The 23,490-nt window shown below is 73.0% G+C and carries 21 protein-coding genes; 14 read left to right on the forward strand and 7 right to left on the reverse strand.

The features are described 5' to 3' along the window. Nucleotides 1-120 precede the first annotated feature (120 nt). Nucleotides 121-846 carry an IspD/TarI family cytidylyltransferase gene (locus Nocox_RS05895; RefSeq protein WP_033410774.1) on the reverse strand — a complete coding sequence of 242 codons (726 nt, stop codon included), beginning with the start codon at nucleotides 844-846 and terminating at the stop codon, nucleotides 121-123. Between the two features lie 147 nt (nucleotides 847-993). On the opposite strand from Nocox_RS05895, the gene Nocox_RS05900 reads away from it, so the two are divergent. The 6 genes from Nocox_RS05900 (at nucleotide 994) to Nocox_RS05925 (ending at nucleotide 6,769) form a co-directional block, all read left to right on the forward strand. Further along, nucleotides 994-2,427 (forward strand): CDP-alcohol phosphatidyltransferase family protein, encoded by a 1,434-nt coding sequence (locus Nocox_RS05900; protein WP_026214976.1) that lies wholly within the window; start codon nucleotides 994-996, stop codon nucleotides 2,425-2,427. A 38-nt stretch (nucleotides 2,428-2,465) separates the two neighbouring features. Then, nucleotides 2,466-3,074, forward strand: coding sequence for a DUF5941 domain-containing protein (locus tag Nocox_RS43635; protein ID WP_033410769.1), 609 nt, complete (start codon nucleotides 2,466-2,468; stop codon nucleotides 3,072-3,074). A 78-nt stretch (nucleotides 3,075-3,152) separates the two neighbouring features. Then, complete coding sequence (locus tag Nocox_RS05910; RefSeq protein ID WP_026214978.1) at nucleotides 3,153-3,887, forward strand: phosphocholine cytidylyltransferase family protein; 735 nt, start codon at nucleotides 3,153-3,155, stop codon at nucleotides 3,885-3,887. A gap of 28 nt (nucleotides 3,888-3,915) precedes the next feature. Beyond that, a complete protein-coding gene (locus Nocox_RS05915; protein ID WP_026214979.1) occupies nucleotides 3,916-4,956 on the forward strand; it encodes an iron-containing alcohol dehydrogenase family protein in 1,041 nt (346 codons plus the stop codon). Continuing rightward, nucleotides 4,934-5,701, forward strand: coding sequence for a CDP-alcohol phosphatidyltransferase family protein (locus Nocox_RS05920; RefSeq protein ID WP_026214980.1), 768 nt, complete (start codon nucleotides 4,934-4,936; stop codon nucleotides 5,699-5,701). Before Nocox_RS05915 ends, Nocox_RS05920 begins: the two co-directional genes overlap by 23 nt. 183 nt (nucleotides 5,702-5,884) lie before the next feature. Next, nucleotides 5,885-6,769 (forward strand): glycosyltransferase family 2 protein, encoded by an 885-nt coding sequence (locus tag Nocox_RS05925; RefSeq protein ID WP_020546305.1) that lies wholly within the window; start codon nucleotides 5,885-5,887, stop codon nucleotides 6,767-6,769. Between the two features lie 33 nt (nucleotides 6,770-6,802). On the opposite strand, the gene Nocox_RS05930 is transcribed toward Nocox_RS05925, so the two are convergent. The 5 genes from Nocox_RS05930 to Nocox_RS05950 form a co-directional block, all read right to left on the reverse strand. Further along, nucleotides 6,803-7,516 (reverse strand): acetoacetate decarboxylase family protein, encoded by a 714-nt coding sequence (locus Nocox_RS05930; RefSeq protein WP_020546306.1) that lies wholly within the window; start codon nucleotides 7,514-7,516, stop codon nucleotides 6,803-6,805. 56 nt (nucleotides 7,517-7,572) lie between these two features. Continuing rightward, complete coding sequence (locus Nocox_RS05935; protein WP_020546307.1) at nucleotides 7,573-8,295, reverse strand: glycosyltransferase family protein; 723 nt, start codon at nucleotides 8,293-8,295, stop codon at nucleotides 7,573-7,575. A 56-nt stretch (nucleotides 8,296-8,351) separates the two neighbouring features. Continuing rightward, nucleotides 8,352-9,506, reverse strand: coding sequence for an acyltransferase family protein (locus tag Nocox_RS05940; protein ID WP_020546308.1), 1,155 nt, complete (start codon nucleotides 9,504-9,506; stop codon nucleotides 8,352-8,354). 537 nt (nucleotides 9,507-10,043) lie between these two features. Beyond that, entirely contained in the window at nucleotides 10,044-11,732 is a 1,689-nt protein-coding gene (locus Nocox_RS05945; protein ID WP_020546309.1) for an LCP family protein, read from the reverse strand. A 142-nt stretch (nucleotides 11,733-11,874) separates the two neighbouring features. After that, nucleotides 11,875-13,383: a hypothetical protein gene (locus Nocox_RS05950; protein WP_211212800.1), complete on the reverse strand. Its 1,509-nt coding sequence runs from the start codon at nucleotides 13,381-13,383 to the stop codon at nucleotides 11,875-11,877. Between the two features lie 51 nt (nucleotides 13,384-13,434). On the opposite strand from Nocox_RS05950, the gene Nocox_RS05955 reads away from it, so the two are divergent. Genes Nocox_RS05955 through Nocox_RS05965 form a run of 3 tightly spaced genes read left to right on the forward strand, consistent with a single transcriptional unit; the run spans nucleotide 13,435 to nucleotide 17,502 of the window. Continuing rightward, nucleotides 13,435-15,480 carry a glycosyltransferase family 39 protein gene (locus Nocox_RS05955; protein ID WP_020546311.1) on the forward strand — a complete coding sequence of 682 codons (2,046 nt, stop codon included), beginning with the start codon at nucleotides 13,435-13,437 and terminating at the stop codon, nucleotides 15,478-15,480. A 47-nt stretch (nucleotides 15,481-15,527) separates the two neighbouring features. Continuing rightward, nucleotides 15,528-16,421, forward strand: a complete 894-nt coding sequence (locus tag Nocox_RS05960; RefSeq protein ID WP_020546312.1) for a glycosyltransferase family 2 protein — start codon at nucleotides 15,528-15,530, stop codon at nucleotides 16,419-16,421. Between the two features lie 4 nt (nucleotides 16,422-16,425). Further along, nucleotides 16,426-17,502, forward strand: coding sequence for a glycosyltransferase family 4 protein (locus Nocox_RS05965; RefSeq protein ID WP_020546313.1), 1,077 nt, complete (start codon nucleotides 16,426-16,428; stop codon nucleotides 17,500-17,502). Here the strand turns inward: Nocox_RS05965 and Nocox_RS05970 are convergent. Beyond that, entirely contained in the window at nucleotides 17,388-18,362 is a 975-nt protein-coding gene (locus tag Nocox_RS05970) for a lysylphosphatidylglycerol synthase domain-containing protein (RefSeq protein ID WP_020546314.1), read from the reverse strand. The genes Nocox_RS05965 and Nocox_RS05970 overlap by 115 nt on opposite strands. 88 nt (nucleotides 18,363-18,450) lie before the next feature. Here Nocox_RS05970 and Nocox_RS05975 point away from each other — a divergent pair, with 88 nt between their 5' ends. From Nocox_RS05975 to Nocox_RS05995, 5 genes are all read left to right on the forward strand, one after another. Further along, a complete protein-coding gene (locus tag Nocox_RS05975; RefSeq protein WP_020546315.1) occupies nucleotides 18,451-19,278 on the forward strand; it encodes a class I SAM-dependent methyltransferase in 828 nt (275 codons plus the stop codon). Beyond that, entirely contained in the window at nucleotides 19,275-20,198 is a 924-nt protein-coding gene (locus Nocox_RS05980) for a lysylphosphatidylglycerol synthase domain-containing protein (RefSeq protein WP_246649744.1), read from the forward strand. The genes Nocox_RS05975 and Nocox_RS05980 overlap by 4 nt, the downstream gene beginning before the upstream one ends. 101 nt (nucleotides 20,199-20,299) lie before the next feature. Then, nucleotides 20,300-21,406 (forward strand): glycosyltransferase family 4 protein, encoded by a 1,107-nt coding sequence (locus Nocox_RS05985; RefSeq protein WP_020546317.1) that lies wholly within the window; start codon nucleotides 20,300-20,302, stop codon nucleotides 21,404-21,406. 32 nt (nucleotides 21,407-21,438) lie between these two features. Then, nucleotides 21,439-22,518 carry a mannose-1-phosphate guanylyltransferase gene (gene manB / locus Nocox_RS05990; protein WP_020546318.1) on the forward strand — a complete coding sequence of 360 codons (1,080 nt, stop codon included), beginning with the start codon at nucleotides 21,439-21,441 and terminating at the stop codon, nucleotides 22,516-22,518. Between the two features lie 73 nt (nucleotides 22,519-22,591). Further along, nucleotides 22,592-23,488, forward strand: a complete 897-nt coding sequence (locus Nocox_RS05995; protein WP_020546319.1) for a DNA-3-methyladenine glycosylase family protein — start codon at nucleotides 22,592-22,594, stop codon at nucleotides 23,486-23,488. Nucleotides 23,489-23,490: the final 2 nt, after the last annotated feature.

Genomic DNA, 23,490 nt, shown 5'->3' on the forward strand with positions numbered 1-23,490 from the left:
CTCGTTCACGAGGGGAAGGATGCCAAGTGATCGCACGGTAACAAGCTCAGGGTCAAGTGCCGTCCACGTACCCGTCTGTCGTGTGCCCTGATAGCGGCGGATTAGGCCCTTATGCCGCTGCTACGCCTCTGCGGCCAGTTTGAACAGCAGCTCGGCGATCCGCAGGTCGGCCGGATGGGTGACCTTGATGTTGCGCTCGCTGCCCGCCACCAGGTGGATCGGCACCTCCGGCAGGTAGCGCAGCACGACGCCGCAGTCGTCGGTCGCCGGGCGGCCGGCGAACCCGGGGTCGGCGAGCGCCCGCTCGTACGCCTCCCTGATCACCGACAGCTTGAAGCACTGCGGCGTCTGGCTGCGCCGCAGCCGCGCGCGGTCCAGCACCTCGCCGACGACCTCGCCGTCCCCCGCGGGCGCGGCCACGAAGACCGTGTCGGAGCTCGGGATCGCCACGTTGACGGCCTTGTGGGTGCGCAGGGCCCGGACGCACTCGGAGATGATCCGGGGCTCCAGGAGCGGCCTCACGGCGTCGTGCAACAGCACGTCACACTCCTCGGTGCCGAGCGCCCGCAACGCCCGCCACGTGCTCTCCGTGCGGCTCGCGCCGCCCTCCACGATCTTGGTGACCTTGCGGTAGCCGCCCCGCTCCACGATCCGCTCCACCCGGTCGGTGTAGCCGGGCGTCATCAGCACCACGATCTCGTCGATCTCCGGCGCGCCCTCGAAGACCGCCAGCGAGTGCTCGAGAATCGTCCTCCCCGCCACCTCGACGAGCTGCTTGGGCAGGGCGAGGCCCACCCGCTGCCCCACCCCGCCCGCCAGGAGCACGCCGACCGACCGCGCATTCATACCGCGAGCGTAAGGCAGGTCCGGCGGGAACCGGGACGTGCCGGTAACGGTGCTGTTCCGTGATATCGCGTTGACCGGTCGCTACGCTGAGGCTACGCACCCCCTCAAGTCCACGCACCTCCGCCCGACCGGTAGGAGACCTGCGCTTTGCCCGACTCGATGACCGCGCACGACAACCCGACGCACGTCGACCCGGCGACGGCGGCCGTCGTCCTGGCCACCACGCCGGCGAGCAGGCTCTCCTGCTCAGACGGCACGCTGCTCGACCGCCTCGGCACGCAGCTCGACCTCCTGCCCGTCCGCGACGTGCAGGTGCTGACGCCGGGCGGCGGCCTCGCGGCCGACCTCCGGGGCGTCGCGAAGATCGCCAGGACGGCCGTGAGCGCCGTCGCCCTGGTGCCCGCCGACCTCGTGGCCCACACCGAGGCCCTGGCGCTGCTGCTGGACCACCCGGCCCACGACACCGGCGCGCTGGTCGCGCTGGACCCGGCCGCGGGCCCGCTCCGGCCGCCCGTCCGGGTCGAGGGCGGCGCGGTCGTGGCCGCCGGCAGCTCGTTCCACACCGTGCCCGAGGCCAACGCCACCTTCCGCGGCCTGCTCCAGGCCGCCACGCCCGACCTCGGCACGCTCGCCGAGGTCGCCGAGGAGCTGGCCGAGCTGGCCGACACCGGCAAGCTCGGCCCGGTCACCCCGGTCGAGGCCGTGGACCTGCTGCTGGTCGGGCTGGTCCGCAGCGGCGTGAAGGTCCGCGCCGCCCCGCTCGGGCCGCTGCACGCCGACCGGGTCGCCGGCCAGCACGCCGCCGACGTGGCCGTCGAGCGGCTGGCCGACGTGGACGAGAACCGCGTCAGGCTGGACACCTCGGTCAAGGACGACGACGGCTTCTTCGCCACCTTCCTCGTCTCCACCTGGACCCGCCACCTGATCAGGCCGGCCGCCCGGCTCAAGCTCACCCCCAACACGGTGACCGGCATCTCGGTCGGGCTGGCGGCGCTCGCGGCGGTGTGGTTCTCGGCCGGCACGCAGGGCGCGCTCCTGGCGGGGGCGGTGCTGTTCTACCTGTCGTTCGCGCTCGACTGCCTCGACGGCCAGCTCGCCCGCTACACCCGTACGTTCTCGCCGCTCGGCGCGTGGGTGGACGGCATGGCCGACCGGCTGAAGGAATACGTCGTCTACGCCGGCCTGGCCCTCGGTGTCCCCGGCCCCGGCATCTGGCGGCTGGCCGTGGCCGCGATGATCCTCCAGGTCGTCCGGCACGCCATGGACCACTCCTTCGCCGGCGCGGCGGCGGGCGCCGCCGGGGCCGGCGCGTCCTGGGCCCGGCCGGCGCGCTCCCTGCGCGAGTCGGCCGACGCCGCCTCGCCCAGGGGCCTGCTCGCGCTCGCCCGGCGGGTCGAGCGGATGCCGGTCGTGCGCTGGCTCAAGCGGATGATCGTGCTGCCGATCGGCGAGCGGACCGCGCTCATCTGCGTCACCGCCGCGGGATGGGGGGCGCGGACGACGTTCGTGACGCTGCTGGCCTGGGGCGGGGTGGCGATGACGTACCAGTTGCTCGGACGGATGGCGAGGTCGGCGCGATGAGGAACCCGAGGGGGCGCCCGGGGAGCAGGCCCGTGCACATGGCCCCGGTGCCGAGGAGCGCCGTCGTCGCCCAGCGCGACGACGGGCCGCTCTCGCGCGCGATGGGCCTGCTCGTGGCCGGGCAGCTCCCGCCGCTGCCGCCGGTGCTGGCCGGCACGTTCGTCACCGGCGTGCTGCTGCTGCTCGGGGTGGCCGGCACCGACGGGCTGGCGGTCTTCGCGCCGGCCGTCACGCTGCTGCTGGCCGGGCCCGGCAGCACGCACCCGCACGACGGCCGCTTCGACTGGCTGGTGCCGCCGATCCTGCGGCTGATCGAGTACACCTTCGTGGCCGCCGTCGGGTTCGCCCACGGGCTGCACCCGCTGCTGATCATGGTGCTGCTCGGCGCGCTCGCCTTCCATCATTACGATCTGGTCTACCGCCTGCGGCAGCGGGTCCACGCGCCCTCGTGGCTGGCCACGCTCGGGCTCGGCTGGGACGGCCGGATGATGGTCGTCTCCCTGGTCGCGCTCATGGGGCCGCTGACCGCCGGCTACGCGCTGCTGGCGCTCTACCTGTGGGGGCTGTTCGGCTGGGAGAGCCTCACCCGCTGGCTCGCCCCGCCCCCCGTCCGGCTGGAGACGGCCGATGCGGGAACGCGAGACTGACCGCGGATTACCCGCGGAGGGCCAAAAGGCAACTAACCTTTGGCCCACACGTAGTCATGCTCGACTGAGGAGTGCACGTTGCTGGGAATGGTGCTGGCCGCTGGGGCCGGACGACGCCTGCGGCCTTACACCGACACGCTGCCCAAGGCGCTCGTGCCGGTCGACGGTGAGACCACGATCATGGACATCTCGCTGCGCAACCTGGCCGAGGTGGGCCTGCGGGACATCGTGATCGTCGTCGGTTACGCGGCGCAGGCCGTGCACGAACGCAAGGCCGGCTTCGAGGAGAAGTACGGCGTCAAGCTCACCCTGGTGCACAACGACAAGGCCGAGGAGTGGAACAACGCCTACTCCCTGTGGTGCGCCCGCGACCACTTCGCGCAGGGCGCGCTGCTGGTCAACGGCGACACCGTGCACCCGGTCTCGGTCGAGAAGACGCTCCTGGCCGCCCCCGAGACCAGCGACATCCTGCTCGCCGTCGACAACGTCAAGAAGCTCGCCGACGAGGAGATGAAGGTCACCCTCGACGAGGGCGGCTCGCTGCGGCGCATCACCAAGCTGATGGACCCGGCCGAGGCGTACGGCGAGTACATCGGCGCCACCCTGATCCGCCCCGCCGCCGCCGAGCGGCTGGCCGACGCGCTCAAGGCCACCTTCGAGCGCGACCCGCAGCTCTACTACGAGGACGGCTACCAGGAGATGGTCGAGCGCGGCGAGACCATCCACGCCGCGCCCATCGGGGAGGTCGACTGGGTCGAGGTGGACAACCACGACGACCTGGCCAAGGCCCGCACCATAGCCGTTCGCTACTGAGAGGGCGGGCATGCCGCTTCTGGCGAGGATGTTGCCGGCGCCGCTGACCATGCAGGTCAGGCGGGGCGCCGTGGCGGAGCTCGGCGCTCTGCTGGCCGACAGCAGGGTGGCGACCTCCGGCCGGGTCGCCGTCGCCGTCGGCCCGGGGCAGGGCGACCACATCGAGAGCCTGATCTCCCCGCAGCTCGACGAGGCCGAGGTGTTCCGGGTGTCCGACGGGACGGTCGACGCGGCCGTCTCGCTCGGGGCCTCCCTGCGCAAGAGCGCGTTCGAGGTCGTGGTCGGCGTGGGCGGCGGCAAGACCATCGACGCCACCAAGTACGCCGCCTCGCTGGCCGGCATCCCGATGGTCGCCGTGGCCACCAACCTCTCCCACGACGGCATCTGCTCGCCCACCGCCTCCCTCGTCTACGAGGGCGGCAAGGGCTCGTTCGGCGTGCCGATGCCGCTCGCCATCCTGGTCGACCTCGACTTCGTGCACGCCGCGCCCCCGACGCTGGTCCGGGCCGGCGTGGGCGACGTGGTGAGCAACCTGTCGGCGATCGAGGACTGGCAGCTCGGCAACGTCGAGCGCGGCGAGCCCATCGACGGCCTGGCCTGCTCGATGGCGCGCACCGCGGCCGAGGCGCTCATCGGGCGCCAGGACGGCATCGAGTCCGACGCCTTCCTGACCGTGCTGGCCGAGTCGCTGATCCTGTCGGGCATGTCGATGGTGATCGCTGGGTCGTCCCGGCCCGCGAGCGGCGGCGACCATGAGATCCTGCATGCCGTGGATCAGCTCTTCCCCGGCACCTCCAACCACGGCGAGCTCGCCGGCATCGGCTCCGCCTTCTGCTTCTTCCTCCGAGAGGACGAGGCGCGGGCGAGGCAGGTCGTCGACTGCCTGCGCCGGCACGAGCTGCCGGTGGTGCCGGGCGACATCGGGCTGAGCACCGAGCAGTTCGCCGAGGCCGTGGCGCTGGCTCCGTCCACCCGTCCCGGCCGCTACACGATCCTGGAGCACCTCCGCATGCAGGACAACGAGATCCGTGAGCGGGTGGCGGACTATGTCCGGACCTTCGGTAGCTGACCTGCGGCGGGTGGCCCAGCCCGCCGGCCATCTCGAGCGCAGGAACGGCGAGCACTGGGCCGGCGTGCTCTACATGCGCCGCCTGTCCATCTACGTCACCTGGCTCATGGCGCGGACCCGGGTCACCCCCAACCAGCTCACCTGGGTGATGACGGTGGCCGGGGTGCTGGCCGGGTTCGTGCTCGCCCTCCCCGGGCTCTGGGCGGCCGTGGCGGCCGCCCTGCTCATCCAGGTCTACCTGCTGCTCGACTGCTCCGACGGCGAGCTGGCCCGCTGGACCGGCCGCACCTCGCTGATCGGCGTCTACCTCGACCGGGTGGGCGCGTACTTCGCCGAGGCGGCGGTGCTGGCGGGGCTGGGCTGGCGGGCCTCGGCCGTGCTGCCCGACTGGTACACCGTGCTGGGGGTGGCCGCCGCGCTCGGCGCCATCCTCATCAAGGCCGAGACCGACCTGGTCGAGGTGGCGCGGGCCAAGGGCGGGCTGCCGGCGGCGGGGGAGTCGGGCGCGGTGCAGTTCCGCTCCGGGCTGCTCGGGCTGGGGCGGCGGATCCTGTCCGCCACCAAGTTCCACCGCATCGTGCAGCCGATCGAGCTGTCGCTGCTGGCCCTCGCGACCGCCGTGATCGACGCGGTGCGCGGCGACCTCGCGGCGACCCGGGTGCTGCTCGTGGCCTGCTTCGTCGCGGCTTGCCTACAAGTCGTCCTGCATTTGGTCAGCATCCTGGCGTCGCGGCGGCTGGCGTGATCCGATGTCGGAACCGGAGCGGCCCCTCGTCCGTCGTATTGATCGGACGTCGTCGGTTCGGTGGGGGTTCACCCCCGGTTCCGATACGCTTAGCTCACCCTAGATTCAGGACAATGCGACCAGACTCGGTGATCATGAAAGAATGCTCCGCCCGTGTTCTCAACGCGTCAGGACAGTGATTCGTTGAAGATCTCGTGCGTCATCCTCACCATGGGCAACCGGGTCGCGGAGCTGAACCGGGCGGTCGAGTCCGCGCTCAACCAGATCGACGGCGACGTCGAAGTGGTGATCGTGGGCAATGGCGCCGACGTGCCCGAGGTGTCGGCGACGCCACCCGAGGGGTCGTCCGCGGTCGTCAAATCGATCCGGCTCGACCGCAACACCGGCATCCCCGCCGGCCGCAACCGCGGCGTGGAGGAGTGCTCCGGAGACGTCGTGCTGTTCCTCGACGACGACGGCTGGTACGCCGACCAGAAGCTCGTCGCCCACGTCCGCGACCGCTTCGCCACCGAGCCCGACCTCGCGGTGATCTCCTTCCGGGTGATGGACCCCGACGGCGGCATCGGCCAGCGGCGGCACGTCCCCAGGCTGCGGGCCGGCGATCCGCAGCGCTCCTCGCCCGTCACCACGTTCCTCGGCGGCGCGTCGGCCATCAGGCGCTCGGCGTTCCTCCAGGTGGGCGGCCTGCCGGAGCGGTTCTTCTACGCCCACGAGGAGACCGACCTGGCCTGGCGGCTGCTCGGCGAGGGCTACCGCATCGAGTACGACGCCGAGACGGTGATGTACCACCCCCAGGTGCCGCCCACCCGGCACACCGAGTTCTACCGCCTCAACGCCCGCAACCGGGTCTGGCTGGCCCGGCGCAACCTGCCCTGGCCGCTGGCGGTGCTCTACCTCACCAACTGGATCGTGCTCACGCTCATCCGCGAACGCCGCTCGCCGGCCGCCATCAAGGCGTGGTTCCGCGGCTTCGCCGAAGGGCTGCGCACGCCCGCCGGCGAGCGCCGGCCGATGGCCTGGCGCACGGCGTGGCGCATGGTCAAGCTCGGCCGCCCGCCGATCGTCTGAGCCCGTCCCCGGCCCGGCCGCGGTTCACCGGTCTCAGGCGCGCGACGCCTCGCGGAAGGTCATCTCCGCCCGCGCGACCGTCGTGCTGAACAACGCCCGCTTGGGCAGCCCCAGCTCGCTCAGCTCCTTGGCGATCGGATGGTTGCCCAGGCGGATCAGCGCCCCGCCCGGCCGCACCCGCGCGCCGCGCGCCCGTACGGACCAGGGCACCCGCCGGGTGACGCCGTCGCGGTGCGTGTAGGCGTCCATCGGCGCCATCGCCGTCGCCCCCGGCACCGGAACGCCGGGCTTGATCAGCAGGTCGAGCACGAGCCGGCCGTCCTTGCGCAGCACACACCGCTTGTACGGCGACCGGAGCCGCAGCTCGATGTCCGCCAGCTCCTTCGGGAACCCCCACAGCGTGCGCCCCGCCTCCAGCGTGAACCCCTGGTCCACCGGCAGCCAGTGCACGAACACCCCCGCCCGCCGCAGCTCGGCGGGCCCCGCCGAGCCCGCCACGCCCGGCGGCCGGACCAGGAACGCCATGCCGAACTCGTGGTAGGCGTCGAGGTCGCCGTCACGGTAGTCGACGAACATCAGCACGCAGACGGCCTTGCCGGGCAGCGCCTCGGCCACGTCGAGGCCGGAGTAGGCGATCACCGCCCGCGCGGCGTCGGCACGAACCGGGTAGACGGCACTGCACACCTGCGCGTCCCGCACCCGGACGGGGAACTCCACCGTCCGGCCCTGGATCAGTTGCGATGCCATGGCTCCAGTACATCAACCCCCGTGCCGGGCCGCCATTCCCGCCGCGCCCCTGATGCCTACCTCCGGCGCGAGAACGCGGGCGGCGTCGAGGCCCGCCCACGACTCGGCGCGGCGCACGAAGGCCGCCGCGTGGTCGGGCCAGTGGTGGCGCCCTCGGCCATGCGCAGGGCGTGGCGGAGCGGCACGTAGCCGTACCAGTCGAGCAGGCCGGCCCGCTGGGCGTCGCGCAGCAGCGGGCGCACGCCGGGCGCGGCCGGTCCGATGAGGTCGAGCCTGACGCCGTACGGGGCCAGGCGCCCGGCCAGGGCGATCAGCTCCGCCACGCCGCGGTCGGGGGCCAGGCGGCCGAGGTGCACGACCCGGGTGTCCCCGGGCGGGGGCGGCTCGGCGGCGACGAACGTGGCCTCCGGCACGTCCGCCGCGGTGACGATCCGGTGGCGCCGGCCCGCACGGGCGAGGCGGCGGGGCGTGACCCGCTCGCGTACGTCCCAGGCGACCGGTGGACGCCGGTGCGGCAGCGCCCGCAGCAGCCGGTGCTCGTGGACGACGAGCAGGTCCGCGTCCCTGAGGCCGCGCCTGAGAGCGGCGTGGGCCCGCCGGAGCGAGGCGTGGCGCGGCACGTCCACCGGCGTGAGCCCCGCCGCCGGGGTCACGTTGTGGTAGGTGAACGGCGCGACGTAGGTCACCTCGTGGCCCGCGTCGAGCAGCGCCCGGATCTGCCGGTGCATGATCCGGGCGTCCTCGGGATGGTGGACGGTGGTGGCGACACATGCGCGCATGTGTCGATGCTGCGCGCCCACCCGGTCACGGGCGTGAACGCGGGTGGAACGCTCGCCTAACTTCCGGCGCTCAGCTTCGTCGAGGGCCGCCGGTAGAGCCAGGTCAGGCGCGGCTCAAGCACCCACTTGAAGAGCGTCCTGGTCTCCGGCAGGCACAGGATGATCGCCAGCGCGAAGCAGCTGCACGCGATGGCCAGCACGCCCAGCGGCCCGAACAGCCACGGGAACTCCAGCCAGCCCATCTCCTTGGCGATCAGCACCGGGATGCCGTGCAGCAGGTAGCAGTAGAGCGTGCGGGTGCCGAGGTCGGAGAACCACGTCTCGCCCCTCGGGACCAGCGCCAGCACGGCGAGGCACATCGCGAGGGCGCAGATCAGCAGCGCCGTGCGCAGGCCGAGACCCATGTACCAGGACAGGTTGAGGTCGGCGTAGCTGTTCTTGTAGTAGAACGGGCCGAGCTTGGCGTGCGGGGCCACGAGGATCGCCACGGCGGCCGCGCCGAGGATCGTGAACACCGACACGATCTTGATCCAGCGCCGGTTGAGCATCTCGAAGTGCTCGGGCTGCATCACCAGGCCGATCACGAAGAACGGCATCAGGCCGAAGAAGCGGTCCATGCTGAAGTCGCCGGAGATCTGGGAGAACCCGGCGAACAGGTAGATGGCGATCGCCACCGGCACCGGGTACTTCATGCGCTTCCACACCGGCGTGGACAGCCGCCAGAACAGCAGGGCCAGCAGATACCAGTTGAGCCAGGCCGGGTCGATGATGGTCAGGCTCCACTTGCTGCCCAGCGCGGTGCGGAGCGCGGCGTAGCCGACCTCGACGATGACGTACGGGACCAGGAACGTGTCGACCAGCTTGTTGGTCTTGGCGTTGGAGTTCCAGAAGTTCCTGGACAGGTAGCCGCTGATCAGCACGAACAGCGGCATGTGGAAGGTGTAGATGAAGATGTAGAGCGCCCGTGAGCTGTCGGCGGCGAGCGTGGGCACCAGGGAGTGGCCCACGACGACGAGCGCGATCAGGACGAACTTGACGTTGTCGAGGAACGGGTCGCGGCGGCGGCGCGGCGGCTCCGCCTCGGCCCGCGGCCGGCCCTCCGGCTCGGCCCCCTCGCCCACGCCGACCGCGGCTCCGGCTCGGGCCCCGGCCGCGGTCCCGGCTCCGGCCGTCGCGGTCGCGTCCGGACCGCCGGCCTCGGACCCCGGCACTCCCGGCCGCCCGACGGGAAAGGCAGGAACACCAGGCGCAGGCGCCCCCGCATACCCGGCCGCATCCCCGTACCCCCCCGATGGGCGGGCGGGGGCGCCGGGCGCCTCTCCGTATCCGGAAGGGGCGGCGGGTCTGGCTCCAGGCCCTGTAGGGCCGGCCGGCCCACCCTCGTATTCCGCAGGGGCGGTGGTGGGACGTTGGAAAGCGGAGCCGGGGCCCTGGGGGTCGGTGCGGTCGCTCCAGAACGCCTCCTCCGGCAGGGGCCACCGCGCGCCAGTCTGGGCGGGACCGCCTTCCCCGCCCGGAGCCGGCTGGCTCCCGGTAGGCGGGACCGGTGGGGAGAATCTGGTGTCAGACACGGGGGAGGTCGCTCAGCTTCGCTAGGGGCCGGGGAGCACGGCGCCAACGAGACGTGATGATCCGGTTACGATCCGGTGTCGCGCTGCGTCGCCGACCCGCAACACATTATCCCGCCCGTACGGTTCCTGTCTCCGACAGCCGTCCAGAACGCCCGGTTACACAGGGAATTTGGAGCCTCAGGTGCAGACGTTCTTCTGGTCGGCGGCGGTGATGGTGCTGTTCTTCACACTGTCCGGCAGCTTGGTGACCTTGACCGAGTCGAAGTCCTCACCCACCACGAGCTGGATGACCGGCACGCTCTTCGGCGCGCTGCCGGCGGCGGTGCCGACGGCGGCGGTCGCGGCCGTGTACGCCGACGGGTTGGTCGCCTTGACCCGCCCGGCCGCCGCCGTCGGCTTGGGCAGGACCGCGCCCGCCAGCGTGGCGGCGTAGTCGGGGGCCGTCTCCGACGTCTTGGCGTAATGGACCTCGGACTTGGCCAGGCCGATGCCGCCCGGCGCCTCGTAGTTGCCGAGGCCGACGACGGTGAAGCCCTGCTCGGCGAGCTGGTCGGCGACCTCGCGGGCCTTGCCGACGGTCTTGGTGCCGTTGAGGACCTGCACCTTGACCTGCTCGGGCTTGACCGACACCTTCGGCCTGCCGGTGCCCGCGCTGGAGGAGGGCGACGGGGTGGCGACCTCGGTGTCGGTCTTGATCGAGGTGAACAGCTTGGTGGCGTCGGGTTCCTTCCACACCACGCGGTTCTCGTCCTGCGGGTCGGGCATCCACGGGATGGTGGTGAACTGCACGCCGCCCGCCGTGAGCTGCTTGGCGCTCATCGCGATCTGGATGAGCTGCTGGGGGTCGTTGGCGAGCTCGGGGTCCATGGTGACCGAGCCGGCGGCCGCGCCGATGAAGTCCGTGAGCTTGCCGGGGTCGGTGAGCAGCTCGCTGCTGGTGGCCTTGGCGACGACCTTGCTGAGGAAGATCTGCTGGCGGCGGATGCGCTGGATGTCGCTGCCGTCGCCGTACTTGCGCAGACGTACGTAGCCGAGCGCCTTCTCGCCGTCGAGCAGGCTCTTGCCGGCGGGCAGGGCGAGTTTGCTGGCCTTGTCGTTGACGGCGGTCTTGAGGCAGATCTCGATGCCGCCGAGGGCGTCCACGATGTTCTTGAAGCCGCTGAAGTCGACCTCGACGAAGTGGTTGACGCGGATGCCGGTGAGGGTCTCGATGGTGGAGATGGTGCAGGCGACGCCGCCCGAGTTGTACGCCGAGTTGATCATGTCGCGGCGCGGCGGCATCTCCTGCTTGGTGGTCTCGTTCTTGCACTTGGGGATCTGCACCATGGAGTCGCGCGGGAAGCTGATCAGCCGGGCCCGGTCGCGGTTGGGCGAGATGTGCATGAGGATGATCGTGTCGGTGCGCTTGCCGCCCGCGTCGGCCAGCCGGGCGGTCTTCTGGCCGTATCTCGCGTTGCCCGCGCCCGCCCGCGTGTCGGAGCCGACGAGCAGCACGTTGAGCGCGCCGGTGTCCGGGGGCCGGGGGTTGATGATGTCGTCCTTGACGCTCTTCTGGGTGATGTTGCCGAAGGCGTCGCGGACCATCGCGTAGGCGGTCAGCGAGCCCGCCACCATGACCGCGGTGACGCCGATGCTGACCCAGGCCAGCACCCGCATCTTGTTGCCGCCGCCCCCGCTCCCGCCGCCGCCGGCGCGGTGGCCGCGCGGCGGTCCGTCGCCGGGCGGAGGGGGAGGCGGCGGTGGCGTGGGGCTCGCGCCGCCGGCGGCGGCGGCCCTGCGCGCCATCCTGCTGCCGGGCTGGGTGGGCGCCGAACGGTAGCCCTGCTGTGCGGTGTCGACTACCGGCGCGATCCTGTAGTCACTCATACGCCCCCTGGCCTCGTTTCTCGCGCCCGTGCGCCGGCTTGGTCCTGCCGCGCCATGAGACTAGGTGACGTTCCGCGTGTCCGGTGCGACGACCGCCGGAAACGACCGTGACCCGGGCGTGATGTTTCCGCGGAAAGCATACTCAGGACCGGACATAAGGGGGAATATTATGGCCCAACTCTTTCCCGCTCTCCGCGTTCGGCCGCAGGTCAGGGCGGATGCTGAGGGCCGCGGCCAGGCAGGCCAGGGGGACGGCGGGCAGCACGTACCGGTAGTCGAACTCCGCCGCCGCGGCCGGGGTGACCAGCAGCACGACCGCCGCCGACCAGGGCACCGCCCAGTACGCGCCGCCAGGGAGCCGCCTCCCCGCCCGCCTGCGCCCGAGCGCCGCGACCGGGGGCACCAGGAGGGCCGCCAGGAGCACCGGGCCGGGCAGCCGCGCCATGCTCTGGTAGGCCCGCAGCCACCCCGCGTAGGGCTCGACGATCTCCGTGCCGATCGCGCCCCGCTCGTAGCGCTTGGCGAACTCCGCGCCGACCTGCGCCGGATAGCGGCCGGGCGGCCCCGGGGGCGTGACCGGGAACTCGTAGTAGCCGTAGATCTCCTGGTCGGGATAGACCGGCCGGTCCCAGCGGAACGTACGGGCCAGCTCGGTCAGGACCGAGCCCGCGTAGTCGAGCGGCTGGGTGAGGATGGCCCGCGCCGCGAAGCGGGCGGCGAGGTCGTCGGTCTCCTGGGTGAAGGTGATGCCGGGCAGCCGCACGATGGGGGCGTCCTTGGCCCAGATGTACTCCTGCGACGGGGGCCGCCGCTCCGGCGGGCGCGGATCGCACAGGACCTTGAGGTCGGCGGGCGGGTCCATCCTGGCGCAGTCGGCGAACGACATCGTCCGGGCGTACAGGAAGACGCCGTTCGCGCCGACCAGGCCGACCCGCTGGTACGTGGCGTAGAACCAGGCCCCGTACGCGATCACCGGCACCAGGGCCGCCGCCAGCAGCGCCCCGGCGGGCCGGAACCGCCGCCGCAGCAGGAACCAGGCCGCGAGCACCACGATGAGCGGCTGCCCGACGGTCCTCGTCAGGGTGGCGGCGGCGAGCAGCAGGCCGATGGCGGCCGCCGTGCCCGTACGGCGGGTGGAGCACAGCGCCACGGCGGACACCACCAGGAACATGAACAACGTGTCCGACACCAGCAGGTGCTCCAGCTCGACCTGGTAGGCGTCGAGCAGCACCGGCACCGTGGCGAGCGTCGCCGCCCAGCGCGGCGCGCGCCTGGCCACCCGGTAGACGAGCACGCCGGCCGCCAGGCCCATCAGGTGCTGGACCGCCGCCACGGCGGCGAAGGAGTGCAGCGGCTCCAGCAGCTTGAGGAAGATCGAGTAACCGGCGGGGCGGACCAGGTCGGGACGCGGGCGGAAGACGGTGACGACGTAGGTGTAGGTGTCGGGGAACCACAGGGCCGGGCGGTAGCCCAGCATGGCGAGGGCGCGCAGCAGCGTGCCGAGCGCGAGCACCACCAGGAACCAGCGGTGCCGCCGGGCCAGGGACCCCAGGTCGCGCGGCATCCGCCGCCGTCCTCGCCCCCGCACCGCGGGGCCGCCCGCGTGAGCCTCCTCCGTCACGCGCACGTCCTCCCGCTCTGATCCCGGCACGTGCGTACGGTACCGGTTCCACGCCCCGTGACCGGATACGCTCGCTGCTCGATGGAACGTCGTCTCCTCCCCGGCCGGGCGCTCGCCGCGCTGTCCGTCGCGCCCGCTCTGGCCGTGGCGGGCTGGCTGCTGGCCGGGCTGCCGCTGCTGCTGCTCGGCCGGTTCGCGCCGCTGCCCGCGCTGCTGCTCGGCCTGCCCGCCGCCGCCTTCCTGACCTGGGCGGGAACACGGGCGCGCGCCGGGGAAGGCGTGGGGGAGACCGCCTGGTGGCAGGTCGCGGCGGTGACGGCGATCGCCGTGGCGTCGGGCGTGTTCAACGCCGTCCTGCACAGCGAGCAACTGGCCGTCCGGCGCGACCCGGCGACCTACGCCCAGTACACCGCCTGGATCGCCCGCCACGGCGCGCTGCCGATCGACGTGCGCCCAGAGGCGTTCGGCGGGGCCGATCCCGCCCTGGTCTTCGAGAGCGCCGGGCTCTACCGGGTGGACGGTGGCGTGGAGCCGCAGTTCATGCCGGGGGCGCCGATGCTGTTCGCGCTCGGCGACTGGCTGGGCGCGCCTTTCGTGATGCCCGCCGTGCTGGGGGCGCTCGCCGTGCTCACCGTGGCCGGGGTGACCGCCCGGCTGGCGGGGGCGCGGTGGGCGGCCGTCGCGGCGGCGGCGTTCGCGGTCAGCCTGCCGGTCCTCTACACCTCGCGGACCACGTTCAGCGAGATCCCGTCGCTGATCCTGCTGTTCGGCGGGCTGGCGCTCACGTACGACGCGCTGGAGCGGCCCGACGGGCGGGCGGGATGGTGGCGGGGCGCGCTCGCGGGGCTCGTCTTCGGGCTGGCCGTGCTGGTGCGGATCGACGGGCTGCGGGACGTGCTGCCGGTGCTGGCCTTCTCCGGGCTGCTGGTCGCGATGCGGCGGGCCGGCCGGCCACGGGGGGCGCTCGGGCCGCCGCTGCTGGCCGGGCTGGCGGCGGGGGCGGGGCTCGGGATGCTGGCGGCGTACCTGCTGTCGCGGTCCTACCTGGACTACCTGTCGGGTTCGGTACGGCCGCTGCTGCTCGTCTGCGCCGCCGTGCTCGCGCTCACCGCGGCGGGCACGGCCGCCGCGCCCCTGCTGGCCCGCCTCAGGCCGCCGCGCTGGGCGCCGGCGGCCGGGGCGGGGCTCGTCGTGCTGCTCATGGCCGCCCTGTACGCCCGCCCGTGGTTCCAGACCGTCACCCGCGACCCGGTGACCGGCGACGACCGGCGCACGTTCGAGATGATCGAGGTCATCCAGCGGGCCAACGGCCTGCCGGCCGACGGCCGCCGCCTCTACTTCGAGCAGTCCCTGCACTGGGTCGCCTGGTACGTCGGCCTCCCCGCGCTCGTGCTGGCCACGCTCGCGGCGGCGCTGCTCACCCGGCGGCTGCTGCGCGACGGCACGCCGTTCGCCTGGCTGCTGCCGCTCGCGGTGATCGGGTGGACGACGGTCACCACGCTGGTCCGGCCCGAGATCACGCCCGACCATCCCTGGGCGGCCCGCCGCCTGGTCCCGGTCGTGATCCCGGGGCTGGTGGTGCTGGCCGCGTACGGGCTGGACCGGGTGCGCGCGTGGAGCGGCGGCCGGCGCTGGGTGAGCGCGCTCGCGGTCGCGGCCGTGCTGGCGCCGCCCGCCGTGACCTCGATCGGCACCGCGTTCACGCCGATCGAGCGGGGGGAGGCGGCGGCGGTGGCGGCCATGTGCGCGCGGCTGCCCGAGCGGGCGTCGGTGCTGATCGTCGAACGGGTCACCGGCGAGCGGTTCACCCAGGTCGTCCGGGGGATGTGCGGCCTGCCGACGGCGCGGGTGGCGCGGCCCGCCGGCATGGACGTGGCACGCGACGACGAGACGCGGCGGCTCGCGGAGCGGGTGCGGGCGGCCGGCCGGGTGCCGGTCGTGCTGGCCGCCGAGGCCGACCAGGTCGCGAGGTACGGCGCCCCCGTGCACGTCTTCGCCCTCGCCGCCCGCCAGGACGAACGCTCGCTCCTGACCCCTCCGGACGGCACGTGGTCGCTGCGGATGAACGTGTGGATGGCGGTCATGGAGGGAGCCGATGTGCACTCTTCTCCTGGCAGGGCACAGTAACCTCGATCCCTGTGAGCACGCTAGAGACCCCCAAGAGTGGACCTGCCGTGGAAGAAGCGCCTTACGTCACCATCGTCCTGCCCTGCTACAACGAGCAGGACCACGTCATCGACGAGGTCGAGCGCATCACCAGGGCCATGGACTCCAGCGGCTACACCTACGAGCTGGTCGCCATCGACGACTGCTCCACCGACGCCACGCTGGCCCGCCTGCACGAGGCCGCGCCCGCCTACCCCCACCTGCGGGTGCGCGCCTTCCACCGCAACGGCGGCTCCGGCACCGTGCGCCGCATCGGCAGCCAGGAGGCCAGGGGCGAGATCGTCGTCTGGACCGACGCCGACATGACCTACCCCAACGAGCGCATCCCCGAGCTGGTGCAGATCCTCGACAAGGACCCCACGATCGACCAGGTGGTCGGCGCGCGCACCAGCGAGGAGGGCTCGCACAAGCTGCTGCGGGTGCCGGCCAAGTTCGTGATCCGCAAGGTCGCCGAGATGCTGGCCGGGCAGAAGATCCCCGACCTCAACTCGGGGCTGCGCGCCTTCCGCAAGTCGGTGGCCAAGCCCTACCTGCGGCTGCTGCCTCCCGGGTTCTCCTGCGTCACGACGATCACGCTGTCGTTCCTGTCCAACCAGCACGACATCCACTACCTGCCCATCGAGTACGCCAAGCGGGCCGGCACGTCGAAGTTCAGCTTCGTCTCCGACGCCTACCGCTACATCCTCCAGGTGCTGCGGATGATCATGTACTTCAACCCGCTCAAGGTGCTCATGCCGCCCGCGCTCTGGCTGGTGGGCATCGGGTTCGTCAAGGGCGTCTGGGACATGTTCGAGCACCCCTTCTACTTCCCCGCCAACACCGTCATGATCTTCCTGTCCGGGTTGCTCATCGGGTCCGTGGCGCTGCTGGCCGACCTGATCGTGCGCTCGCGGGGGGAATAGGCGCGTGCGGATCGCGATCGTCGGGCCGACCTACCCGTACAAAGGGGGCGGCGCGCAGCACACCACCGAGCTGGCGCACCGGCTGGCCGCGCTCGGGCACGACGTGGTGATCGAGTCCTGGCGGGCCCAGTATCCGTCGTTCCTCTACCCGGGGCAGCAGACGATCTCCGCGCCCGAGGGCACCCCCTATCCCGCGACCGCGCGCCGGCTCGACTGGCGCCGCCCCGACGGCTGGTTCGCCGCCGGGCGGCGGATGCGCGCGGCCGACCTCGTGGTGCTGGCCGTGCTGAGCCCGGTGCAGGTCCCGGCCTACCTGGGCATCCTCGCCGGCCTCGGCCGCCGGACCCCCGCGCTCGCCCTCTGCCACAACGTGCTGCCGCACGAGCGCAAGCCCTACGACAGGCCGCTCATGAAGGCCCTGCTCAAGCGGGTGGACGCGGTGCTCGCCCACTCCGAGGAGCAGGCCGGGCTGGCCCGCGCGCTGGCTCCCACGCCGGTCCGGGTGGCCGGGCTGCCGCCGCATCTGCCCTCGGCCGGGGCGGCGGGGGACGCCGAGGTGCGCGGGCGGCTGCTGTTCTTCGGCATGGTGCGCCCGTACAAGGGGCTGGACCTGCTGCTGCGGGCGCTGCCCGACGACGTCTCGCTGACCGTCGCCGGGGAGTTCTGGGGCGGGCTGGACGAGACCGAGGCGCTGATCCGCGAGCTCGGCCTCGGCGACCGGGTGGAGCTGCGGCCCGGCTATGTGCCCGCGGACGACGTGCCGAAGCTGTTCGCCGCCGCCGACGCGCTCGTGCTGCCCTACCGCAGCGCCACCGCCAGCCAGAACGTGTGGCTGGCGCACGAGCACGGCGTCCCGGTGATCGCGACACGGGTGGGCGCGCTCGCCGACCACGTCACCGACGGCGTGGACGGGCTGCTCGTCGAGCCGGGCGACGCCGGCGCGCTGCGCGCGGCCATCGAGCGCTTCTACGTCTCCGGCGAGCCGGAGAGGTTGCGGTCGGGGGTCAAGGCGGTCGATCCCGAGCCGTTCTGGTCGGCGTACACGGCGGCGCTGCTCGGCGCCTCGACCGGCCGGGCCTGACGGCCCAGCAGGAACGACAGGCCCGCGAGCGCGGCGTCGGCCAGCGTGAACGCGAGCCGCGACACGATGGCCACCGCCAGCGCCGGCGCGGTGCCGATGACCGGGCCGAGCACCAGCACCAGCGCGCCCTCCCTGATGCCCACGCCGGCCGGCACCACGACGGTGAGGATGCCGGTCGCCCAGGCGAAGGCGTAGGCCCCGGCGTCCACGAGGTAGAGGTCGGTCCGGCCGGTGAGCAGCCAGATGTGCACGCCGTAGACGAACCAGCCGAGCACCGTCCAGGCCACCGCGACGACCACGGTGCGGCCGGGCAGCACGCTCTCCAGCGGCTCGCGCCGCGCCAGGCGCAGCGCCAGGTTGAGCCCCCAGCTCAGCACCTTCGGATGCAGGCACACGATGATCACGGGGACCAGCAGCACGAGGTACCACGCCTCGCGCACCGCCTCCAGCGACCCCAGCGTGGCCGCGGCGACCGAGATCGCCACGCCGATGTTGATCACCAGCCCGAGCGAGATGGTGGCGAACGTGCGCCGCGGCGGGCTGCCGTGGTCGCGGCCGAGGTCCATCATCGCCGCGTACGCCCACACCGCCCCCGGGATGTACTTGCCGAGCTGGCCCACGAACATGATCCGCCCGGCGATCCGCAGCGGCACCCGCGTGCCGAGTCCCGCCATGATCTCCCGCCAGGCCACCAGCATGAGGAACTGGCCGAGCATCACCGCGAGGAACGACCCGAGCACCGCCCACGGCGACAGCGCGGCCAGGGCCGTGGTGGTCTCGTGCCAGTTCCGGGCCAGGCCGTAGCCGAGAAAACCGACGGCGACCAGGGCGAGGACGATGCGCAGCAGGCGGCGGAGCATTCGCTCAGGCTACGCGCGTCACTCCCGTGAAGGCCAGAGACCCGCGTCGGACGTCAAGGCCCTCCGAAGGTGGGTACTGTGGGGCCCCGTGGGGAAGCAACGCGTCGCGCAGCTCGCATACTCGGAGTTCCAGTCCGCCATGCTCGACGAGGGCAAGCGGCGGCGGAAGGCGGCGAAGATCATCGCCGTGCTGGAGCACTTCCGGGGGCCGCTCGGCGGGCTGACCGTGGCCGACATCGGCTGCTCGGCCGGGTTCATCGCCGACGAGCTGGCCGAGGCCGGGGCCAAGCACACGATGGGCGTCGACATCGACGTGCCGGGGCTGCGCAGGGCCGCCGACCGGTTCGGCGGGCGGGTGGCGTTCGTGTGCGGTGACGGCACCGCGCTGCCGTTCCCCGACGGCTCGGTGGACGTGCTGGTGTTCAACCACATCTACGAGCACGTGGTCGACCCCGACGCGGTGGTGGCCGAGATGCACCGGGTGCTGTCCGACGACGGGGTGCTCTACCTGGGGCTGGGCAACCGGCTCGGGGTCATGGAGCCGCACTACAAGCTGCCGTTCCTGTCCTACCTGCCGCCCGCGCTCGCCGACCGCTACGTGCGCGCCTCCGGGCGGGCCGACCACTACTACGAGCGGTTCCGCACCCGGCGCGGGCTGCGCAGGATGCTGCGGGCCTTCCACGTCTGGGACTACACCTTCCCGGTGCTGGCCACGCCCACGAGGTTCGCCGGGGGAGAGCTGTTCCCCGGCGTGCTCGGCAAGGTCGTGCGGGCGGTGCTCGCCAGGACGCCGCGGGCGGTGCTGCGGCTGCTGCTGCCGGTGGTGCCGACGTACCTGTGGGTGGCGACCAAGCGGCCGGCGCGGCCGGTGGGCGCGGCGCTGCCGCAACCGCCCGAGCGGGTCCGGCCGCTGTGAGAGCCGAGGAGAGCCCGGCGACGGCCACCGGCGGAGTGCTGCAGAGGCGCCGGCCGCGAGGGGTGCGGGGGCTGGTCCGGGTCGCGTTCCTGCTGGTCGCGCTCGGGTTCGGCGGTTGGGCCGTGGCGCGGGAGTGGGACGGCGTGGTGGCGGGGTTCGCCCGGCTGTCCGCGCCCGCGCTGGCCGGGTCGCTGGTCGCCGTGGTGGCCGCGCTGCTCGGGGCCATGCTCACCTGGCGCACGCTGCTGGCCGACCTGGGCTCGCCACTGCCGCTCAGGCCCGCCGCCAAGGTGTTCTTCGTGGGGCAGCTCGGCAAGTACATCCCGGGCGCGCTCTGGCCGGTGCTGGCGCAGATGGAGATGGGCCGCGACCTCGGCGTGCCCAGGGCGCGCAGCGCGGCGGCGTTCTTCCTGATGATGCCGATCCAGCTCGCCACGGGCCTGCTGGTGACGCTCGGCACGCTGGGCTGGGACCGCTACGGCTGGCTGCTGCTGGCCCTGCCGGCGCTGCTGGTGCTGCTGGAGCCCAAGGTCATCAACGCGGTGATCGCGTTCGGGCTGCGGAAGCTGAAGCGGGAGCCCCTGGAGCGGCCGCTCACCCGGCGGGGCATGCTCGCCGCGCTCGGCTGGGCGCTGGCCGGGTGGATCGCCTACGGCGTGCACCTCTACTTCATCGTGCCGCAGGCCGGGCTGGTGTTCGCGGTGGGGGCGTTCGCGCTGTCGTGGTGCCTCGGCATCCTGACCTTCGTCGTGCCGGCGGGCGCGGGGGTGCGGGAGGTCGCCATGGTGGCCGTGCTGGCGCCGCACGTGACCGACGGCGCGGCCATCGCGGTGGCCCTTTCGTCCCGCATCGTCATCATTCTGGGTGATCTGACCTGCGCCGGCCTGGCCGGAATCGCGGCGAGACGCTCCCGGGTGTGATTTGCACCACGATTAAGGGGACGTTGGTCATAAGGTGAACTCCAGAGGGGGACGTCCGGTCCCACGTTGATCTTGAGGGGAGAAGATCTACGTTGCCTCGTGTGCTCGTCGATGCGGCGGCCGTCCCCGCGGACCGCGGCGCCCTGACCCGCTACGTGGACGGGCTGGTCGCGGCTCTGCACCGGGTCGGCGCCGACATAGCCGTCGCCTGCCAGCGTGCCGACGCCGAGCGTTACCGGCGCCTGGCGCCCAGCGCGACCGTCATCCCAGGACCCGTCTCGATCACCAACAGGGCGGCCAGGCTCGCCTGGGAGCAGAGCAGCCTGCCGCTGCTCGCCCGCCAGGCCGGCGCGGACGTGATCCACGCCCCCTACTACTCCATCCCGCTCGGCTCCGGCGTCCCGACCGTCGTGACGGTGCACGACGCGACCTGGTTCGCCGAGGCCGACCAGCACGGCCCGCGGGCGTCGTTCTTCCGCTCGGCCACCCGCACCGCCGTGCGGCGGGCCAAGCGGGTGATCGTGCCGTCCAAGGCCACCAGGGACGAGCTCGTCCGTGTGCTGTCCGCCGACCCCACCAGCATCGACGTCGCCTACCACGGCGTCGACCTGGCGCTGTTCCACCCGCCGAGCGAGGACGAGATCCGCCGGGCCGCGCTGCGCCTCGGCCTGCACGGGCAGCCCTACGTCGCCTTCCTCGGCAACCTCGACCCGCGCAAGAACGTGCCCAACCTCATCCGCGGGTTCGCCTCGGCGGTCAAGACGCTGGACAAGCCGCCCGCGCTGGTGATCGGCGGCGGCGTGCACGAGAACGACGTGGACGCCGCCTGCCGGGAGGTCGAGGCCACCGTCCGCGTCATCAGGCCCGGCTACCTGCACGGCCCCGACCTGCCCGGCTTCCTCGGCGGCGCGCTCGTGGTCGCCTTCCCCTCGCGCGGCGAGGGGTTCGGGCTGCCGGTGCTGGAAGCCATGGCGTGCGGCGCGCCCGTGCTCACCACGCACCGCACCTCGCTGCCGGAGGTGGGCGGCGACGCGGTCGCCTACACCGAGCCCGACGCCGACAGCATCGCGGGGGCGCTCGGCCAGCTGCTCGCCTCCGCCGAGCGGAGGCGGCAGCTCCAGGAGGCCGGCCTCGCCCGCGCCCGCGAGTTCACCTGGGACGCCTCGGCCGAGGCGCATCTCAGCTCGTATCAACGCGCCATGGAATAGTTCGGTAACCTCACGGAATGATGGAGAGCTCTTTGCCAGGCCTCGAGGCGATCCTCCTGGTCGGGGGGCAGGGCACGCGCCTGCGTCCGCTGACACTGGGCACGCCCAAGCCGCTGCTGCCGACTGCCGGGGTGCCGTTCCTGGCCCACCAGCTGGCCCGTGCGCGATCGTTCGGCGTGCGCCGGATCGTGTTCGCGACCTCCTACAAGGCGTCGATGTTCGAGCCGGTCTTCGGCGACGGCGCGGCGTTCGGGCTCTCCCTCAGCTACATGACGGAGGAGACGCCCCTCGGCACCGGCGGAGCCATCCGCAACGCGGCCGAGGCGCTCACCGCGGGGCCGTCCGACCCGGTGCTCGTGCTCAACGGCGACATCCTCTCCGGGCACGACATCGGCGAGCAGGTCCGCCTGCACCGCACGCGGCAGGCCGCTGTAACGCTCCATTTGACGGAGGTCGACGACCCCTCCCGCTTCGGCTGCGTCCCGACGGACGACAGCGGGCGGGTCACGGCCTTCCTGGAGAAGACCCCCGAGCCGGTCACCAACCGCATCAACGCCGGCTGTTACGTCTTCACCCGCTCGGTCATCGACACCATCCCCAAGGACGAGGTGGTGTCGGTGGAGCGGCAGACGTTCCCCGGGCTGATCGAGGCGGGCGAGCTGGTGCTCGGCTACGCCACCCGCACCTACTGGCTCGACGTCGGCACGCCGGCCGCGTTCGTGCAGGGCTCGCGCGACCTGGTGCTGGGCCGGCTGGAGTCCCCGGCGCTGCCGGGGCCCGCGGGCGAGTTCCTGGCGCTGCCCGGCGCCGACGTCGCGCCGACGGCCAAGGTCGAGGGCGGCACCACGGTCGGCGCGCGGGCGGTCGTCGAGGCCGGTGCCGTCGTGGTCGGCTCGGTGCTGGGCGACGACTGCGTGATCGAGGCGGGCGCGCAGGTCATCGACTCGGTGCTGGGCAAGGGCGTGCGGGTGTGCGCGGGCACGGTGGTGCGCGGCGCGGTGATCGGCGACGGCGCCGTGGTCGGTCCTGGCAACGAGCTCCAGGACGGCGTGCGCGTCTGGCCCGGCGTCGAGCTGCCCGAGCGGGCGGTGCGTTACTCCAGCGACGTCTGACGCGCGCTCCGCCCCGCTACGTCAACGGCGTCCGACGTCCGTTCCACCCTGCCGGGGGCGGCAGACTGGACGGGTGAGGGAGCGCAGGTGGGCGCCGGATGGGCCGCTCGACGTCGGGCTGGCGCTGCAGCCGCACCGGCGCGGCGGCGGCGATCCCGCCTGGCGGCGCACCGCCGACGGGGCCGTGTGGCGCACCTCCAGGACGCCCGCGGGCCCCTGCACGCTCCGGGTGAGCGTAGCGGGCGGCGAGGTGCTGGGGCAGGCGTGGGGCCCCGGCGCGGACTGGGCGCTGGAGACCCTGCCGGCGCTGCTCGGGGCCGAGGACGACCCGTCCGGGTTCAGGGTGCGGCACGAGGTGCTGGCCGACGTCGTACGCCGCCACCCCGGCCTGCGCATCGGCCGTACCGGCCGCGTCATGGAGGCCCTGGTGCCGGCCGTGCTGGAGCAGAAGGTGGTGGGCCAGGAGGCGTGGCGGGCCTGGCGCGGCCTGCTCCACCGTTACGGCGAGCCCGCCCCCGGCCCGGCCCCGGAGGGCATGCGGGTGATCCCCGAGCCGGCGGTGTGGCGGCAGATCCCCTCCTGGCACTGGCACCGGGTGGGCGCGGAGGCGGTGCGGGCCCGTACGATCGCCACCGCCGCCTGGCACGCCGACAAGCTGGAGGCGGCCCGCACCACGCAGGAGCTCGACCGGCTGCTGCGCGCGCTGCCCGGCGTCGGGGTGTGGACGTCGGCCGAGGTGCGCCAGCGCGCGTTCGGCGATCCCGACGCGGTGAGCGTGGGCGATTTCCACCTGGCCAAGCTGGTCGGCTACGCGCTGACAGGGGAGAAGACCGACGATCCCGGCATGTTGCGGCTGCTGGAGCCCTATGAGGGGCACCGGCACCGGGCGACGGTGCTGGTGTGGCTGTCGGGGCGGCGGCCGCCGGCTCGGGGGCCGCGGATGCCGGCGCGCGATTATCGGGCTTTTTGACC

It is taken from the genome of Nonomuraea coxensis DSM 45129 (assembly GCF_019397265.1).
GTDB classification, from domain to species: domain Bacteria; phylum Actinomycetota; class Actinomycetes; order Streptosporangiales; family Streptosporangiaceae; genus Nonomuraea; species Nonomuraea coxensis.

Bases quoted from the DNA above. Each gene is read 5' to 3' on its own strand.
- Nocox_RS05895 (WP_033410774.1), bottom strand. From the start codon at position 846: ATGAATGCGCGGTCGGTCGGCGTGCTCCTGGCGGGCGGGGTGGGGCAG.
- Nocox_RS43635 (WP_033410769.1), top strand. From the start codon at position 2,466: ATGGCCCCGGTGCCGAGGAGCGCCGTCGTCGCCCAGCGCGACGACGGG.
- Nocox_RS05915 (WP_026214979.1), top strand. From the start codon at position 3,916: ATGTTGCCGGCGCCGCTGACCATGCAGGTCAGGCGGGGCGCCGTGGCG.
- Nocox_RS05920 (WP_026214980.1), top strand. From the start codon at position 4,934: ATGTCCGGACCTTCGGTAGCTGACCTGCGGCGGGTGGCCCAGCCCGCC.
- Nocox_RS05930 (WP_020546306.1), bottom strand. From the start codon at position 7,516: ATGGCATCGCAACTGATCCAGGGCCGGACGGTGGAGTTCCCCGTCCGG.
- Nocox_RS05935 (WP_020546307.1), bottom strand. From the start codon at position 8,295: ATGCGCGCATGTGTCGCCACCACCGTCCACCATCCCGAGGACGCCCGG.
- Nocox_RS05945 (WP_020546309.1), bottom strand. From the start codon at position 11,732: ATGAGTGACTACAGGATCGCGCCGGTAGTCGACACCGCACAGCAGGGC.
- Nocox_RS05955 (WP_020546311.1), top strand. From the start codon at position 13,435: ATGGAACGTCGTCTCCTCCCCGGCCGGGCGCTCGCCGCGCTGTCCGTC.
- Nocox_RS05970 (WP_020546314.1), bottom strand. From the start codon at position 18,362: ATGCTCCGCCGCCTGCTGCGCATCGTCCTCGCCCTGGTCGCCGTCGGT.